The sequence below is a fragment of the Empedobacter sp. UBA7611 genome, assembly GCF_002484365.1.
GTDB lineage: Bacteria > Bacteroidota > Bacteroidia > Flavobacteriales > Weeksellaceae > Empedobacter > Empedobacter falsenii_B.
Genome location: NZ_DLJR01000077.1, coordinates 1 through 15129 on the forward strand (window position 1 = coordinate 1; position 15129 = coordinate 15129).

The 15129-nt window shown below is 32.2% G+C and carries 15 protein-coding genes; 5 read left to right on the forward strand and 10 right to left on the reverse strand.

Features of this window, described 5'->3' with window-relative positions:
- The 5 genes from B3R94_RS12935 to B3R94_RS12955 form a co-directional block, all read left to right on the forward strand.
- On the forward strand, positions 1–547 hold a 547-nt coding region (locus B3R94_RS12935), incomplete at its 5' end, for a hypothetical protein (protein WP_291101315.1).
- Between the two features lie 519 nt (positions 548–1066).
- The gene (locus B3R94_RS12940) at positions 1067–2422 is read left to right on the forward strand and encodes a hydroxymethylglutaryl-CoA reductase (RefSeq protein WP_180905449.1); all 1356 of its coding nucleotides are present in this window, start codon (positions 1067–1069) and stop codon (positions 2420–2422) included.
- 8 nt (positions 2423–2430) lie between these two features.
- Positions 2431–2862 (forward strand): pyrimidine dimer DNA glycosylase/endonuclease V, encoded by a 432-nt coding sequence (locus B3R94_RS12945; protein ID WP_180905450.1) that lies wholly within the window; start codon positions 2431–2433, stop codon positions 2860–2862.
- On the forward strand, positions 2844–3341 hold the full coding sequence (locus B3R94_RS12950) for a YkgJ family cysteine cluster protein (RefSeq protein WP_291101318.1): 498 nt from the start codon (positions 2844–2846) through the stop codon (positions 3339–3341). The genes B3R94_RS12945 and B3R94_RS12950 overlap by 19 nt, the downstream gene beginning before the upstream one ends.
- Positions 3342–3629: a hypothetical protein gene (locus tag B3R94_RS12955; protein WP_125348911.1), complete on the forward strand. Its 288-nt coding sequence runs from the start codon at positions 3342–3344 to the stop codon at positions 3627–3629.
- A 30-nt stretch (positions 3630–3659) separates the two neighbouring features.
- On the opposite strand, the gene B3R94_RS12960 is transcribed toward B3R94_RS12955, so the two are convergent.
- The 10 genes from B3R94_RS12960 to nuoL all read right to left on the reverse strand — a co-directional run bounded on the left by B3R94_RS12960 (position 3660) and on the right by nuoL (position 15129).
- Positions 3660–4148, reverse strand: a complete 489-nt coding sequence (locus B3R94_RS12960; RefSeq protein WP_221854702.1) for a hypothetical protein — start codon at positions 4146–4148, stop codon at positions 3660–3662.
- Positions 4148–4597, reverse strand: coding sequence for a hypothetical protein (locus B3R94_RS12965; RefSeq protein ID WP_221854703.1), 450 nt, complete (start codon positions 4595–4597; stop codon positions 4148–4150). The genes B3R94_RS12960 and B3R94_RS12965 overlap by 1 nt, the downstream gene beginning before the upstream one ends.
- Positions 4598–4751: 154 nt before the next feature.
- Complete coding sequence (locus B3R94_RS12970) at positions 4752–5792, reverse strand: PorT family protein (RefSeq protein ID WP_291101321.1); 1041 nt, start codon at positions 5790–5792, stop codon at positions 4752–4754.
- Positions 5793–5821: 29 nt separating this feature from the next.
- Positions 5822–6481, reverse strand: coding sequence for a hypothetical protein (locus B3R94_RS12975; RefSeq protein ID WP_125348908.1), 660 nt, complete (start codon positions 6479–6481; stop codon positions 5822–5824).
- Positions 6465–7040: an RNA polymerase sigma factor gene (locus B3R94_RS12980; RefSeq protein ID WP_125348907.1), complete on the reverse strand. Its 576-nt coding sequence runs from the start codon at positions 7038–7040 to the stop codon at positions 6465–6467. Before B3R94_RS12980 ends, B3R94_RS12975 begins: the two co-directional genes overlap by 17 nt.
- A gap of 144 nt (positions 7041–7184) precedes the next feature.
- Positions 7185–7958, reverse strand: coding sequence for a type III pantothenate kinase (locus B3R94_RS12985; protein WP_291101324.1), 774 nt, complete (start codon positions 7956–7958; stop codon positions 7185–7187).
- Positions 7958–9811 (reverse strand): M1 family metallopeptidase, encoded by a 1854-nt coding sequence (locus B3R94_RS12990; RefSeq protein ID WP_291101327.1) that lies wholly within the window; start codon positions 9809–9811, stop codon positions 7958–7960. The genes B3R94_RS12985 and B3R94_RS12990 overlap by 1 nt, the downstream gene beginning before the upstream one ends.
- A gap of 590 nt (positions 9812–10401) precedes the next feature.
- On the reverse strand, positions 10402–11790 hold the full coding sequence (locus B3R94_RS12995; protein WP_291101330.1) for an NADH-quinone oxidoreductase subunit N: 1389 nt from the start codon (positions 11788–11790) through the stop codon (positions 10402–10404).
- Between the two features lie 20 nt (positions 11791–11810).
- On the reverse strand, positions 11811–13229 hold the full coding sequence (locus B3R94_RS13000) for a complex I subunit 4 family protein (protein WP_125348902.1): 1419 nt from the start codon (positions 13227–13229) through the stop codon (positions 11811–11813).
- A 7-nt stretch (positions 13230–13236) separates the two neighbouring features.
- On the reverse strand, positions 13237–15129 hold the full coding sequence (gene nuoL, locus B3R94_RS13005) for an NADH-quinone oxidoreductase subunit L (RefSeq protein WP_125348901.1): 1893 nt from the start codon (positions 15127–15129) through the stop codon (positions 13237–13239).

Here is a 15129-nt window from a genome sequence, read left to right on the forward strand (position 1 = left end):
GTTTTTAGGGAAGATTACAGACTCATTTAAAAAAAATGAAATAATAAATAAAGAATTCTCTACATCAACTTTTGTAGATAAAATAAGTAACGGTTCTGTTTCTTTATTAAGTGAGAAATCTATCTCTTTAAATAAGAATATTTCTAATAAAAATAATCAAAACGAATATGACAATAATGGTGTAGAGATTATTTTAAAAAATGCTAATAATACAATAGTTAAAGTAACTACTTTTAAAAACTTAAAAAATGAAAATCAATTTCTATCAATTGTTGAAAATCAAGACCAAAAGAAGTATATAGAGTACGTTCAAAATATAGACTCTAATGGTAATGTATTAAACTACAACCTATTAGAAAAATCGGATAATATAATTCAAAGTAGAGATGGAAGAAGTTGGTGGCAATGTATGGGAGATGGTTTTCAAAATAGAGATTTCGCTACAACCGTAGGTATTTTAGGTGCTGCTGGTGGTGCTGGGTGTGTTGCCTGTGGTATAGCAGGTGGTGCTATTGTCGGTGTTTTAGCTTTAGGATGTTTGGGATAAAATTATGTTGAATAATATTTCTAAATTTATATCTTCTACAATTCTACTATTGTTAATTTATTTTAATTTTAGAGAAAATTTATATATAAAAATTTTATGTGTAATAATTTTTATTATTTCTGTTATTTTTTTTTTAAAAAAAATCTTTTGTAATAAAGATCATTTATAGAGCATTGCTTGCCAATGCTATTAATTCTATATTATAATTTCTTATTGTTTTAATATTTTCACTAAAAATAATCTTATTTTTTCACCTTTCGTAGAATAACCTAATAATAATTCAAAAAATATCTATAACACCTTTTATGTTAAGTAAAAGGTGTTTTTTATATTTTAGAATATCAATTTTGAAGTGGATATTTTCTTCAAAAAGTTATAGTACAATAACTAATTCTATATTTATTGTGTTTAACCAAATCCTCTACTCTACTAAATCGTTAAAAATTAATCAAAAAACAGAAGAAGTATCTTATAACATTCAAAACGTTTGTAATTTTGTCTTATAAAAAAGTATCCAATATGAAGCATCAAGTAGTAGAAGGTTTTTCGAAATTATCGAAAGAAGGAAAAATTGAATGGGTTGTCAATGAATATTTGAATGGTGATGAATCTGCCATCAAAGTATTGAAACAATATTGGAATGATGATGCAGATTTACAAAAACTGCACGACGAATTTTCAGAAAATACAGTTTCTAATTTCTATATGCCGTTTGGTTTAGCGCCAAACTTTTTAATCAACGACGAATTATACGCTATTCCAATGGCGGTTGAAGAGTCTTCTGTTGTTGCTGCTGCTTCTAAAGCTGCCAAGTTTTGGCAAACACGTGGAGGTTTCAAAACAACTATTTTATCAACAACAAAATTAGGTCACGTGCATTTTATGTACGAAGGTGACAAAGAAAAGTTGCAAAATGCATTTGAAACGACGATTAAAAATCAATTAATCAAAACGACAAATGATATCACAAAAAACATGCGTGCGCGCGGTGGTGGTATTTTGGCTTTGGAATTAATTGATAAAACAGCTGATTTAGAAAACTATTATCAAATAAAAGCTTCTTTCGAAACAATGGATTCGATGGGTGCAAACTTCATCAATTCATGTTTAGAGCAATTTGCCAAAACATTACGAAACGAAATCGAAGCTGATTCTACTTTTACAGATGATGAAAAAGATTCAGTTCAAATCGTGATGTGTATTTTATCGAATTATACGCCAGATTGTATTGTTCGTGCAGAAGTTTCTTGTCCTGTTGAGCAATTAGCAGAAGGGAATGTAACCTCAGAAGAATTTGTCGAGAAGTTTTCTCGTGCGGTTCGAATTGCAGAAATAGAGCCTTATCGCGCAACAACGCATAACAAAGGAATTATGAACGGAATTGATGCGGTTGTGATTGCAACAGGTAACGATTTCCGTGCTGTAGAGGCTTGTGCGCATACATATGCCGCAAAAGATGGTCAATATTCTTCATTAACACATTGCGAAGTAAAAGATGGAATTTTCCGTTTTTGGATTGATTTACCAACTGCTCTTGGAACAATTGGTGGATTGACAGCTTTGCATCCTTTAGTAAAATTAGCGATGGGAATTCTTGGAAAACCAAATGCTAAAGAATTGATGGGGTTTGTTGCTGTTGCTGGATTAGCGCAAAACTTTGGTGCGTTGCGTTCTTTGGTTACAACTGGAATTCAGAAAGGTCACATGAAAATGCACTTGATGAATATCTTGAATCAATTGGAAGCAACAGAAGAAGAAAAGAAATATTTTGTCAATTATTTTAAAGATAAAACGGTTTCTCATCACAATGTCATCGAAGAGTTTTGCAGATTACGTGGTGTAGAAAATGTAGAAGACATCAAAAAAGATAAATAATCTAACAAATGCGAATTTGGTCTGTTCATCCGAAATATCTCGATGCAAAAGGAATTGTAGCACTATGGCGCGAAACGCTTTTGGCAAAAAATGTTTTGGAAGGCAATACAAAAGGTTATAAAAATCATCCGCAATTAATTCGCTTCAAAGCTGTCGAAAAACCGCTTGAAGCGATTAATCAATATTTAGCAGAAGTTTGGGACGAAGCCACAAGACGAGGCTATAACTTTGACCGAAATAAAATTGATTTTGATTTCAAAAAGATTAAAATTGACGTCACAATAGGTCAAATGCAATATGAATTCAACCATTTATTAAAGAAGTTAGAACAAAGAGATCCTGAGCGATTCAAACAAGTTGAAAACCTCAAAATGGTTGATTGCGCTGAGATTTTCGAAGTAAAAGAAGGAGAAATAGAAAAATGGGAGATCATTTCTTAGAAGAATATTTTGCGAAAGCAAAAGAAAAACAACGCGAACACAAAAAGTTTTTGGAGAAGTTGAAGAAAAAACCACCTAAAAACTTGGATCAAAAAATGGAAGAAATTCATGAAGATGTTTTCAGTCGCATCGATTGTCTTTCTTGTGCGAATTGTTGCAAAACAACTGGTCCGCTTTTTACACAAAAAGATATTGAGCGTTTAGCGCATGTTTTTCGTATCAAACCAAGTCAATTTATTGATAAATATTTACGAATTGATGAAGATAACGACTACGTTTTGCAGCAAGTTCCTTGTCCGTTTTTGGATAGTGAAAATTATTGTTTGGTTTACGAAGATCGCCCGAAAGCTTGCCGTGAATATCCACATACAGATCGCAAAAAGTTTTATCAAATTAATCATCTTACCATAAAAAACACGCTAATTTGTCCTGCGACTTACGAAGTTGTAGAACAAATGCAGAAAGAAATAAAAGTATAAATGGAAACACCTCTAAAAATAATCGCATTTATTATGTTGATATTTCCGACAATTTATCAAGGAATTGCTGGATTTAGAACCAAAGATGCTACTGTTGTAAAAAAAATTGCTTGGCGCGCCGTTTTGATGCAAATCATGGGAACGCTTTTGGCTTATTTTATCTTCATAAAAATTGGTCAAGACAAACAAGTTGCCATTTATGTTGGCTTTATGTTTTTTACGTCGCTTGCAATTTTAGTCCTAATACAAAACATTTTGATTTACTTAAAAAATAATAGTAATAATTAAAACGTCGCTCTATGAGCGACGTTTTTTAATTTATAATTGGGTTTCTATCATTTTGATTTTATCAGAATCTGAATTGGATTTTAGAACATATAAATAATCATCTTCAAAATTGAAGATAAATATTCTTTGATTTACATTCTCAAGTATTTGAAACATATTCGTAATGTCAGAAAAAGTATTTTTATTATTTAGTTTGAATTTTACTCCAGATTTTTCAATATTATTTTTTTGCAGTTTTTGAATTAATTCAGCATAATAAACTGCATCTGTTTTATTATAATTCACTTTTAAAAATGTTGAATCGTATTTGTATACAGGATCCCTCCAGTAATAATATATTTGATAAAGAGAGTTATCTTCTTGTTTATCTATTTTTGGAGCTGTACTTAAATAATAAGTTCTTTGAGATAATTCTTTTCTTTCTCTAATAATTTTTACAATACAAAATATAGACAACACAATTAATATTGTCCATCTTATCGCAACATCAGCTTTTATAGTTGATTTTTCGATACCCATTAAGCCAATAAATTAACGTATTGTTCTGCTTTTTCGGTTAGTTTAGTTTTTACTTGATCATAATTTGAATCAAAAAAACTGCGTAATCTGAACTTTGATTTTTTGGTTTGAATAGTTAGAATTTGATTGCGATTCAAGCGAAAAATATCTTCTTCTTCGTACAAATAATAAATTGCTCGATATGGAATTTCATCTCTTTTGAAAATTGTTCTGATTTCGAACGTTTCTTCTTTTAACGTAAATAAGGTCAAATTAAACGTTAAATCGTATAAAATAGACATCGATGCAAGTAAAGAAATCATGAAAACGCCAATGCGTAAAAAAGGTTCGTCTATCCAAAAATTTCCTCCAAACCAAAAAGCTTTGACAAACGTGAAGTTAACCATCATTAATAATAGAAAAATGATGACGAGAAGAAGTGTTTGCCAACTAAGTTTAGATTTTACCATCTCTCATTGGATTTGTACTAATTTACAATTTTTTTGAACAGGTTTAGAAAATTTTTCTACAAATAAGAAACCTCAGATAAATCTGAGGTTCATTATATTAAAAAAAATGTTATGTTATAAAATTTCAATACTAAAACTATGATTGAGATAATTGTTATAATCCAAGATTTATGCCAAACTGAATCATTTTACGATTATCAAATGTGTTATCTTTAAAATAATTGTTCAAATCTTTTCTTACAAAAACATCAATCAATCCTAAACCAATTGTTATTTCAGCTCCGTAGATAAAATTATTCACGTTATAATTTCCACGTTCTTTGTTGCGAACACCATCTCCTTTGTAAATATTATTCGATGATAACAACGTTCCTCCATACATATACGCTGCGATATAGTGTTTTCCTTGCGGACGATATGCAAAATCATCGGTAATATTTTTGACTTTCGAAAAGTTGTATTTAAATCCAACCGGAACCATAAAATAGGCCGAACGCAATTTCGATTTATCTAACGATTTATCACTTTTTACCAAGCCAACATTTCCATTTTCATCACGATTAAAGCGCATATCATCGTCGATGCGATACGTTCTCCACGAAAATAATCCTCCTGCCAAAAAGTTAACAGGACTTGTTAACGATAATTGTCTTTCGTACATTAAACCTACTGTAATGTTGCTCGAAAACTTCTCGTGTTTGTTCAATTCCTCATCTTTTTTTCCTGTAAACGCCATGTATCCAAAAGAAGCATAACCATTAATTTGATTCGCAATTCGGTAACGTTTCGTCACATCTTGTTTCGTTTTTGGCGTAATTGGATCTTCGCCGTTCATAATCGAAAATGCAACTTGTTGTTTGATGATATCATCTAAATTGAAATTTACCTCCTGAATACGATCATTTATCGTTCCCGAATACACGCTCGCAATCGCTTCTTTCTTCGCTGTAGCCTCAGAAGCATTCAGTTTTCCTTCTGCTAATTCTTTGTCAACTGCCGCAATTTTCTTTTCCATTGCAGATTTTTCTTCCTGAACAATTTGACGAATCACTAACGTAAATTCGCTGATGCGATCTTTTACAATTGGACTGATTTTTTCTTCATTTTTATCATTCAAATCAAATGTAAATTTTTGAGCATATAGTGATGTAGCTGATAAGCATAATAATCCTGCTACGATAAGTTTTTTTATCATAATCTTGCTAATTTAGGGATATTAATGTTTTATTTGAAGCCGATAGAAACCACGCGCGATTGGTTTGACTCCTTTAGATTTTCTTTATTTTCGATCGAATACAACAACATATTTGGATCTACAAAATTCTTCTTCTTTTTGTTCACTTTTACAGAATCTAATGTTGTGTTAGCTGCAATATTTTTCTTTGGTTGAGCTTCTGATTTTAACTCTTCTTTCTTCTCTGCAATAGCTTCTTTCTTCGTTGGAAAAGCCATTTCAACTTGTTGAGATTCTTCATTTATTGCAACCTGAACTTTACCATGTTGAATCGGTTTCTTCTCTTCTTGTGGTTGGGCTTCAATTTCTTTAGAAGAATCAATCTTTTCATTATTCGCTAAAATAGATTCTGAAGAGTGAATTGTATTCGAATCTAATTGAACTTTTTCAGAATTACTTTTTTCTTGATGATTTACAAATTCTTTTGGTTGATCATTTTTAGATTGATTCGAGAATAAATAAACCGACGTAGTAACTGTAAACAACGCCACAACCGCAGCAGACAACCACCATTTATAGTTTGATTTTTGTGGTGATGGAGCGACATCCATACGAGCTTGAATTCTGTCCCACGCATCATGAGAAGGATTCAATTCACGATTTTCTAAATCGTCTTTTATATAGTTTGATATTTTATCGTTGTTTTTCATTTGTCATTTTCTTTTTACTTAGAACAATTTCTTTCAGTTTTGCCTTTGCTCGAAACAATTGCGTTTTGCTGGTCGATACCGAAATATTCAGCATTTCTGCAATTTCTTGATGCGAATAATCTTCGAGAATATGAAGATTAAACACCAATCGATAAGGTTCTGAAAGTTGATCTAACACGTCTTGCACATTAAAATTTAACCACGCTTCCTCTACTTCTTCATCCGCTTCATCATAATTAGAAACTCTTACATCATCAACATAAATCAATGTTTTATTTGCACGTAAAAAAGTTAAACATTCGTTGACCATAATTCGACGCATCCAACCTTCGAAACTTCCTTTATTTTGAAATTTCTCGATATGATTAAAGACTTTACAAAAACCGTTAATCATACAATCTTCTGCATAATGCATGTCTTCGATGTAACTTCTACAAACGCTCAGCATCTTTTTGGAGTTTTGTTCGTAGAGTTCTTTTTGCGCCAAAGCATCGTTCTTTTTTAGTCGTTCGACTAAAATTTCTTCTTTACTTTTTCGATTTAGTACAAATAATTTCACGTGTGTTAATTGCTTTCTTACTTAATAGACTCAAGGTTTGTAAAAAGGTTACAGAAAATTAAACATTTTTTTTGAAATGATTTGATATAGAACGAAAAAAGCTCGCAATTAGCGAGCTTTTTAATCATATTTATCAAAAATAAATTATTTCTGAAACGAATCTTTATTCAATTCGTATAATATTTTAAGACCTTTTATTGTGTGTAAACGATCATCAATATCAATTTTATCTGTCAACGATTTGTAAACACCGCCAACTCCTCCTGTCGAAATCACATAACATTGTTCTCCTTCTTCGGCATTGATACGATCAATCATTCCTTCAACCATACTCAAAAAACCATAAACCATTCCTGATTGCATGCAAGATTCTGTATCTGATCCTAAAACAGTTTTAGGTGCTTTCAGTTCGACTGTTGGTAATTGAGCTGTTTCTCCCACCAACGAATTTAAGGCAGTAATAATTCCAGGAGCAATTACTACTCCACCAACACTTGCCGATTCGTCGATGCCTAAGAAAGTTAGCGCAGTTCCAAAATCAATGACAATTTTTTTACCTTGATAATTTTGATAATGTGCAGCTACCGCATTCGCATATAAATCTGTTCCAATTTGGTTTGACTTATGCTTGATTGCTGATGGTGTATTACGATCCACAACCATTGGTTTGAACTTGTGAATTTTTTGTAAAGCAATCTTAACACTTGCTGTAAGTGGTGGAACAACCGAACCAATCACAATATCTGTAATATCATATTTCTCAATTCCGAAAGGTTCGTACATGTTCGAGAATTTTGCAAAAAATTCGTATTCGGTACGATAAGGTTTTGAATTGATTGTCCATGTAATAATCTCCGTTTCACTTTTGAAAACCGCGAAACGAAGATTAGTATTTCCAATATTTACTGCTAATAACATTATTTTGTAAATACGTTATTTTTATCGTTTACATCTGCCAAACGTTTTGTTGGATCGATGGTAACTTGTTTAACTTCTTTCGAAACTTTAACATCATAGGTAGGTTTTGTCCAGAACCAATCTTCTAAAATAGTTCTTTTTGCACCTTGATATTCTACTAAGTTTTCTGTTGGTTTTTCTCCACGCATTTCACGTAAAGGAATGTAGAATAATTCTTTTGAACCATCTGTATATTCTACCAATAAATCAATAGGCATTGCAAAATCTGATTTGTTTGCAATTGTGATTGTGTTTCCGTTTACAGCTTCTACAGCGTAATCAATTTTGCGTGTTGTGTTCAAGAATAAATTAAAATACCATTTAAGATTAATTCCAGAAACTTCTTCTGCTACACGTTTGAAATCATTCCCTGATGGATGTTTGAATTTCCATTGTTTATAGAATTCTAGGAATGTTTTGTTTAAATTATCATTTCCAATAATATATCCCAATTGAATTGCTAAAACTTGACCTTTGTAATACGCTTCTAAAGAGTATGCATAATTTGTATTATAATAGTCTGCTAATAAACTTGCAGGTTCTTCTTTACCAGAAAGTGCTAAATTAATATATCCTTTGTAGGCATCTGGATTTGGATTTGAAGGCATTACTTTTAATTTATCTACAACATTAAGGTGCGCCATTTGCTCTACATATGATGTAAAACCTTCGTCGAACCACTCGTTGTATGTTTCATTGATACCAAATAATTGTTGGTACCAAGAGTGAGCTGCTTCGTGGAAAATAGTTCCGATTAAGCTATTTAAATTACTTCCTCCAGCAATTAAAGTTGCAGTACCATATTCCATACCACCGTCACCACCTTGAATAATTGAATATGTTTTCCAAGGATATTCGCCAAAGTGTTCAGAATTATAATCGAAGAAACCTAATGCGTAAGGCATTGCTTGTTTCCATGCAGAAGATTTATCATTGTCTTGGTAAACTAAATATACTTCAACACCATGCTTTGATTTTGCATGTTCTACAATAAATTCTTTATCCGCAGCCCAAACAAAATCGTGAATATTTTCAGCTTTGAAATTCCAAGCTACTTTTCCATTCTTTGTTTTGATTGTTGGATTTTTTACATAACCTTTTACACTATTTGGATTTTGTAATTCTCCTGATGCTCCCACAACATAATCTTTATCGATGTTAATTGTGACATCAAAATTACCAAAAGGAGCAAAAAATTCGCGACCAACATATTCATCTAAATGCCAACCTTCTGGATCGAATTCTGCCATTTTAGGATACCATTGCGCCATAGAAAATTCTACACCATCTTTCGAATTACGTCCAGAACGACGAATTTGTTCGGGAACTTGTGCATTCCAAACCATATCGAAAGTAGAAGTTTGTCCTTCTGCAATTGGTTTTGCTAACGTAACTTCTAAGATTGTTCCATCAACTTTATACGAAACGGCTTTACCGTCTTGCTTAAGAGAAGTCACTTTTTGGTAACCAATTTGATCTGGTTTTAATTCAGAAATACGGCTAACATATTTAGGATTTTCTTTTGTTCCAACATTCGTTGCCATTCTTTTATCAGGATCTGGAATGTTTTGCAAACGATTATCCATCATACTTCCTGGTTGAAAAGCATTAAAATACAAATGAAAATAAACTTTATTCAGGCTTTGTCCCGAATTGTTCGTGTATTTCAATTGCATTTTTCCATCGTATTGATATGCTTTTTCTTTCATATCAACATCAATCTTATAATCTACCTTTTGTTGCCAATATCCTTTGCGTTGCGCAAAAGCAAATTGTACCAAACAAAGGCAAATTAGTAAAGTAAATTTTCTCATTTCTAACTAATCATTAAACTTTAACTTCAAAAATACAAAAAAGATTGAGATTAAGGTGAAGGTTGGGGGGTGATGATTTTATTGAGTTTTTTTTAATTATTTTTCATTTTTGTTTTTATAAGTTGGTATTTATATTCCTCTAATTCCTCTTGAGAGGGGATTTTCTGTTACTTGTTTTTGTCAAAAAAAAGTAAACAAAAAAGATATGGTTGTAGATTGATTTTATTTAACTTTTACCTTGATGCAAAAGTTACAAAACATCAAGGCTGTGATTTTCGACGGTCAAAATAGTTTTAGTCATTGAATGTTTTAAATCATTTGCTACGCAAACAGTAAAACATTCTAACCATGATTTTCAACTTTTTTACACTCGTCTGCAAATCAAAAGCCTTTTTAAAATTTGGATATAATTTAGTGGATTGGCTTTACATTTCCCTAACATCTCTTGAGAGGTGAAATATTTATTCCTATATAGAGTGTGTTGTATCTTTTTTTGACGAAAATATAACCAAAAAAAAGCTCGTGTCAAGTACTTGACACGAGCTTTTAAATAATAAATAATAAAAAACTATATAATAATCATTCTACAATTACCACATTGGCGTTTGCAAAAATGAAGATAATATTCCTGGAAAAATTCCCATCACAATTAAGATAACCATTCCAACAATTAAAAGGAAATTCGTTAATCCGTCTTGTGTTTTCAATTTGTTTTTCCCTTTTTTGAAATACATGTAGTTGATGATTTTGAAGTAATAATACATACTCAAAACTGCCATAACCAATGCAATTACAATCAAAAATAGGTTTTTATCGTTTGTTCCTCCAATACTTAATGCCATAAATTTAGCGAAGAAACCTCCTGTTAATGGAATACCTGCTAATGAAATTAACGAAATTGTCATCGCTGCAGCTAAAACTGGATTTGCTTTTCCTAAACCAATAAAACTTTCAAATTTTGGATTTTTGAATTGATCAATCGTATAGAAAATAATGAAATTCGCAACCGAATAAGCAATCGTATAGAACATCAAAGCCTCTTTAGATGATGAATTGATGTTAAACAAAACAAATAACATGAAACCTGCTTGCGCGATTGATGAATAAGCCATCAAACGTTTGACAGATTTTTGAGAAACTGCTCCGAAGTTTCCGATAAATAACGTCAAAATGATGATTGACGCAAATAATAAACGGTAATATTCGGCATATTCTACATTTGTTGGGAATGATTTTAAGACTAAAATAAATCCTAAAAATGATCCTCCTTTGATGATTGTCGACATAAACGATGTAAACACAGTTGGTGTTCCGTCGTAAACGTCTGGTGTCCATGCGTGGAAAGGAGCTGCAGAAACTTTGAAACAAAATGCAAAAATGATCAAACACCATCCTGCGTAATAAATTGTTTCGAAATCTTTGTTATAGTTTACCAATTGATCAACCATAAAAGTTCCTGTTGCGCCGTACAAAAATGTTACACCTAACATCAAAATTCCTGTTGAGAAAGCTCCCATCAAGAAATATTTTACAGAAGCTTCTGTACTTCTAAGACTTTCTTTGTTTGTTCCTGCAATAATGTACATTGGAATTGACATTAATTCGATTCCTAAGAACATAATTACTAAGTTGTGGAATTGTGCTAAAACTGCGATTCCTGTAAAAGAGAAGAAAATTAAGGCATAATATTCTGCCACATGTTTTCCTACTTTTCCAAACGAATCTTTGTTCAACAATAAGTAAAAAATTGCCAATCCTGCCAATGCGATAAAGAACGAAACGCCGTAAAGCGATTGTCCAATCATATTATCGAATTTTCCTGCGAACATTGAGCAACCTTTCAAGTCGAAAATTCCTCCTACAATCATTCCGAAAAACAGAACAACAGAAAGTATATTTAAGGCACGATTATTTTTGATGTAGAATCCACTAAACATCAAAATAATACCTGAAAGTGCTGATAAAATAATCGTATTCATATCTATTTATTCAAAAATGATTAATGTGCTAATAAATTAAAAATTGGTGTTGGATAAACTCCTAAAATAATCACGATGATTGCGATTACAGAAATAACTGCAATTGGTCCAAAACCTCCTTTTTGAGCATCTTTTTGTTTGATGTTTTTCACTTCTCCAAACAATAATGCGCTTGATAATCTCAACGTATAAACGGCAGATAAAATAACACCTAAACAAGCTACTACACATAAAACTGGATTGTGTGTAAATAATGCAGAAAGCATCATAAACTCTCCGATGAATGAGCTTGTCAATGGTAATGCTACGTTTGCTAAACCGAATATCATGAATAAGATAGATAATGTTGGATCAACTTTTGCTAAACCACCAATCGATTTGATGTCTGTCAAATCATATTTTCTTTCCATAATATCTACACATAACCATAATCCTAAAACAACTAAACCATGTGAAAACATTTGGAAATAAGCTCCTGCTACACCATTTGCTAATTCAGAAAATAATGACACAAAAATTAAAGCTAAGTGAGCAATCGAGCTATATGCAATAATTTTCTTCACATTTTTTGCACTCAAAGCTATTAACGAGGCATAAACTAATCCGAAAATTGCTAAATAAGTAATGTATTTGAACAATTCTGAAATCGTTGGAAACATTCCCAAATACCAAGTAACCACTGCAAATAATCCCATTTTCGCCATCAAAGCTGAAAGTACAACTGTTAATGGAGTTGGTGATGTTTTATAGATTGTTGGTTGCCATGTATGAAATGGAAAGATTGGAATTTTAATCACAAAAGCGATTAAGAATAACAATGCCAACGCTGTGTTTGTTGAATAATGCGGTCCTGTAACTTGTACAACATCTGTTAATAAAAATGATGCTGGTTGTAAGAAAAATCCGATGTAAATAATTCCTCCTAACATAAACATCGATCCTAAAATCGTATATAAGAAGAATGTCATATTTGCGCGAATTTTGTCTTTTCCAATTCCAAATAATCCGATTAAGAAATAAACCGGAATTAAGACAACTTCCCAGAAGAAATAGAATAAAATTAAATCTTCTGCTAAGAAAACTCCGTTTAATCCTGCTAAAGTGATTAACAATAATCCATAGAATGTATTGCTATATTTTTGTTTTGTTGTTGATAAATAAACAAAAAGAGCTAAGTAAGTAAGGTTAGTTAATAGAATCATTAATCCTCCCAAACCTTGAGCATTTAACGCGAAATAAGTTTTAACGCTGTTGAAATTGAACCATTGTGTTTGAAACGTTAACTCGTTGTTTCCACCTTTGCAAGTGATAAACAAGTACAACGCCAACAACGCTCCACCAACGAATGCTCCTAACCATCTTTGTGGTTTTTGACCTTGCATTAATAGCATAAAAACTCCTACTATTAATGGTAAAATGATAAATAAAGATAAAAGCATTACTAACCTATTTTGAAATTAAATACCCCATAAAAAAGATTGCGATACCTGCCACGATTCCTACAACCATTAGCATAATATAGAATCCTACATTTCCGTTTTGTAGCTGACGTACATTTTTTGATGCGCGACCAGAAACAGTTCCAACTCCTAAAACAAAAGCTGCAATTCCTGCTTTTTCTACATATTTTTTCAAGACATCACCCAACTCGAACAATGGTTTTACAATTGCATTGTCATATAACTCGTCGATGTACCATTTGTCTTCAAAGAATTTTGCAATTCCTGTTGCTTCACCATCTACATGGTTTGTGTATTTCTTGATTGCATAATAAATTGCACCAAGTACACAAAGTAATAAAGCTCCCATCATCATCCATTCTGTTGCATGAGAAACATGATGAGCTTCTCCGATTGATACAACTCCACTTAAGAAAGTTTGAAGTTTATGTCCGTCTTGCATAAACAACGCTGGAATTCCGATATAACCTGCAAAAACAGAAAGAACTGCTAAGATGATTAATGGAATTGTCATTGCAGCTGGACTTTCATGCGGATGAGCTTCTTTATCTCTTAAATCTCCTAAGAAAGTCATTGCATATAAACGGAACATATAGAATGCTGTCATCACAGAAACGATAAATCCGATTCCGTAAACAACTGGATTAGAAACAAACATTCCTAATAACATTTCGTCTTTCGAGAAGAAACCTGATAAACCTGGAATACCAGCGATTGCCAAACATCCAATCAAGAAAGTGATATGTGTAATTTTCATGTATTTGCTCAAACCTCCCATTTTGCGCATATCTTGCTCGTGGTGCATTCCGTGAATTACAGAACCTGCCCCTAAGAATAATAATGCTTTGAAAAATGCATGCGTCATTACGTGGAAAACTGCTGCGATATACGCTCCAGATCCAATTGCTGCGAACATTAATCCTAATTGAGAAACTGTAGAATAAGCCAATACTTTTTTGATATCGTTTTGACGCATTGCAATCGTTGCAGTAACAAAAGCTGTTGCAATTCCTACGTACTGAATAACTTGTAATGTGATTGGCGCTGCCGAAAATAATTCGTTGCAACGTGTAATCATAAAGATACCTGCCGTTACCATTGTTGCAGCGTGAATAAGTGCTGAAACTGGCGTTGGTCCTGCCATCGCGTCTGGTAACCAAGTAAATAATGGTAATTGAGCCGATTTACCTGTTGCTGCTAAGAATAACAATAATGTGATTCCTGTTAATACAAAACCTGTAAATGCAGATGGATCAATTGCTAATTGGCTGAATACTTTTACATATTCTAACGTTCCAAATTCTTTGAAAATCCAAAACATTGCCAATAAGAATCCAACATCTCCAATACGGTTCATGATGAAAGCTTTCTTTGCTGCTTTGATATATTCTGGATTTGTAAACCAAAAACCAATTAATAAGAATGAACAAAGTCCAACTCCTTCCCATCCAATAAACATCATTACGAAATTGTTTCCCATCACAAGAATCAACATGAAGAAGATGAATAAATTTAGGTAAGAAAAGAATTTTGCAAATCCTTTGTCTTCGCTCATGTAAGCCGAGCTGTACACGTGAATTAAAAATCCAACTCCTGTAATAATTAACAAGAACAAACTCGTTAATGCATCAATTTGAAATGCAAACGGAACTTGTAAAGTTGGAATATTGATAATATCAAATGCCTTAAAAATTAATGGTTGTGCATCTGCTCCTGATGGAACTGACATAAAAACCATGATTGATAAAATGAAACTTGCTAAAACTGCTCCACTTCCGATGAAAGTAACTAAGCTTTTTGAAAGTACATTTCGTCCTAAACCGTTAATCAAAAATCCTATGAATGGAATCAAAGGAATTAACCATATATACTGCTCCAT

Bases quoted from the DNA above. Each gene is read 5' to 3' on its own strand.
- B3R94_RS12990 (WP_291101327.1), bottom strand. From the start codon at position 9,811: ATGAGAAAATTTACTTTACTAATTTGCCTTTGTTTGGTACAATTTGCT.
- B3R94_RS12945 (WP_180905450.1), top strand. From the start codon at position 2,431: ATGCGAATTTGGTCTGTTCATCCGAAATATCTCGATGCAAAAGGAATT.
- B3R94_RS12965 (WP_221854703.1), bottom strand. From the start codon at position 4,597: ATGGTAAAATCTAAACTTAGTTGGCAAACACTTCTTCTCGTCATCATT.
- B3R94_RS12955 (WP_125348911.1), top strand. From the start codon at position 3,342: ATGGAAACACCTCTAAAAATAATCGCATTTATTATGTTGATATTTCCG.
- B3R94_RS13000 (WP_125348902.1), bottom strand. From the start codon at position 13,229: ATGCTTTTATCTTTATTTATCATTTTACCATTAATAGTAGGAGTTTTT.
- B3R94_RS12940 (WP_180905449.1), top strand. From the start codon at position 1,067: ATGAAGCATCAAGTAGTAGAAGGTTTTTCGAAATTATCGAAAGAAGGA.
- B3R94_RS12970 (WP_291101321.1), bottom strand. From the start codon at position 5,792: ATGATAAAAAAACTTATCGTAGCAGGATTATTATGCTTATCAGCTACA.
- B3R94_RS12960 (WP_221854702.1), bottom strand. From the start codon at position 4,148: ATGGGTATCGAAAAATCAACTATAAAAGCTGATGTTGCGATAAGATGG.
- B3R94_RS12995 (WP_291101330.1), bottom strand. From the start codon at position 11,790: ATGAATACGATTATTTTATCAGCACTTTCAGGTATTATTTTGATGTTT.
- B3R94_RS12950 (WP_291101318.1), top strand. From the start codon at position 2,844: ATGGGAGATCATTTCTTAGAAGAATATTTTGCGAAAGCAAAAGAAAAA.
- nuoL (WP_125348901.1), bottom strand. From the start codon at position 15,129: ATGGAGCAGTATATATGGTTAATTCCTTTGATTCCATTCATAGGATTT.
- B3R94_RS12975 (WP_125348908.1), bottom strand. From the start codon at position 6,481: ATGAAAAACAACGATAAAATATCAAACTATATAAAAGACGATTTAGAA.
- B3R94_RS12985 (WP_291101324.1), bottom strand. From the start codon at position 7,958: ATGTTATTAGCAGTAAATATTGGAAATACTAATCTTCGTTTCGCGGTT.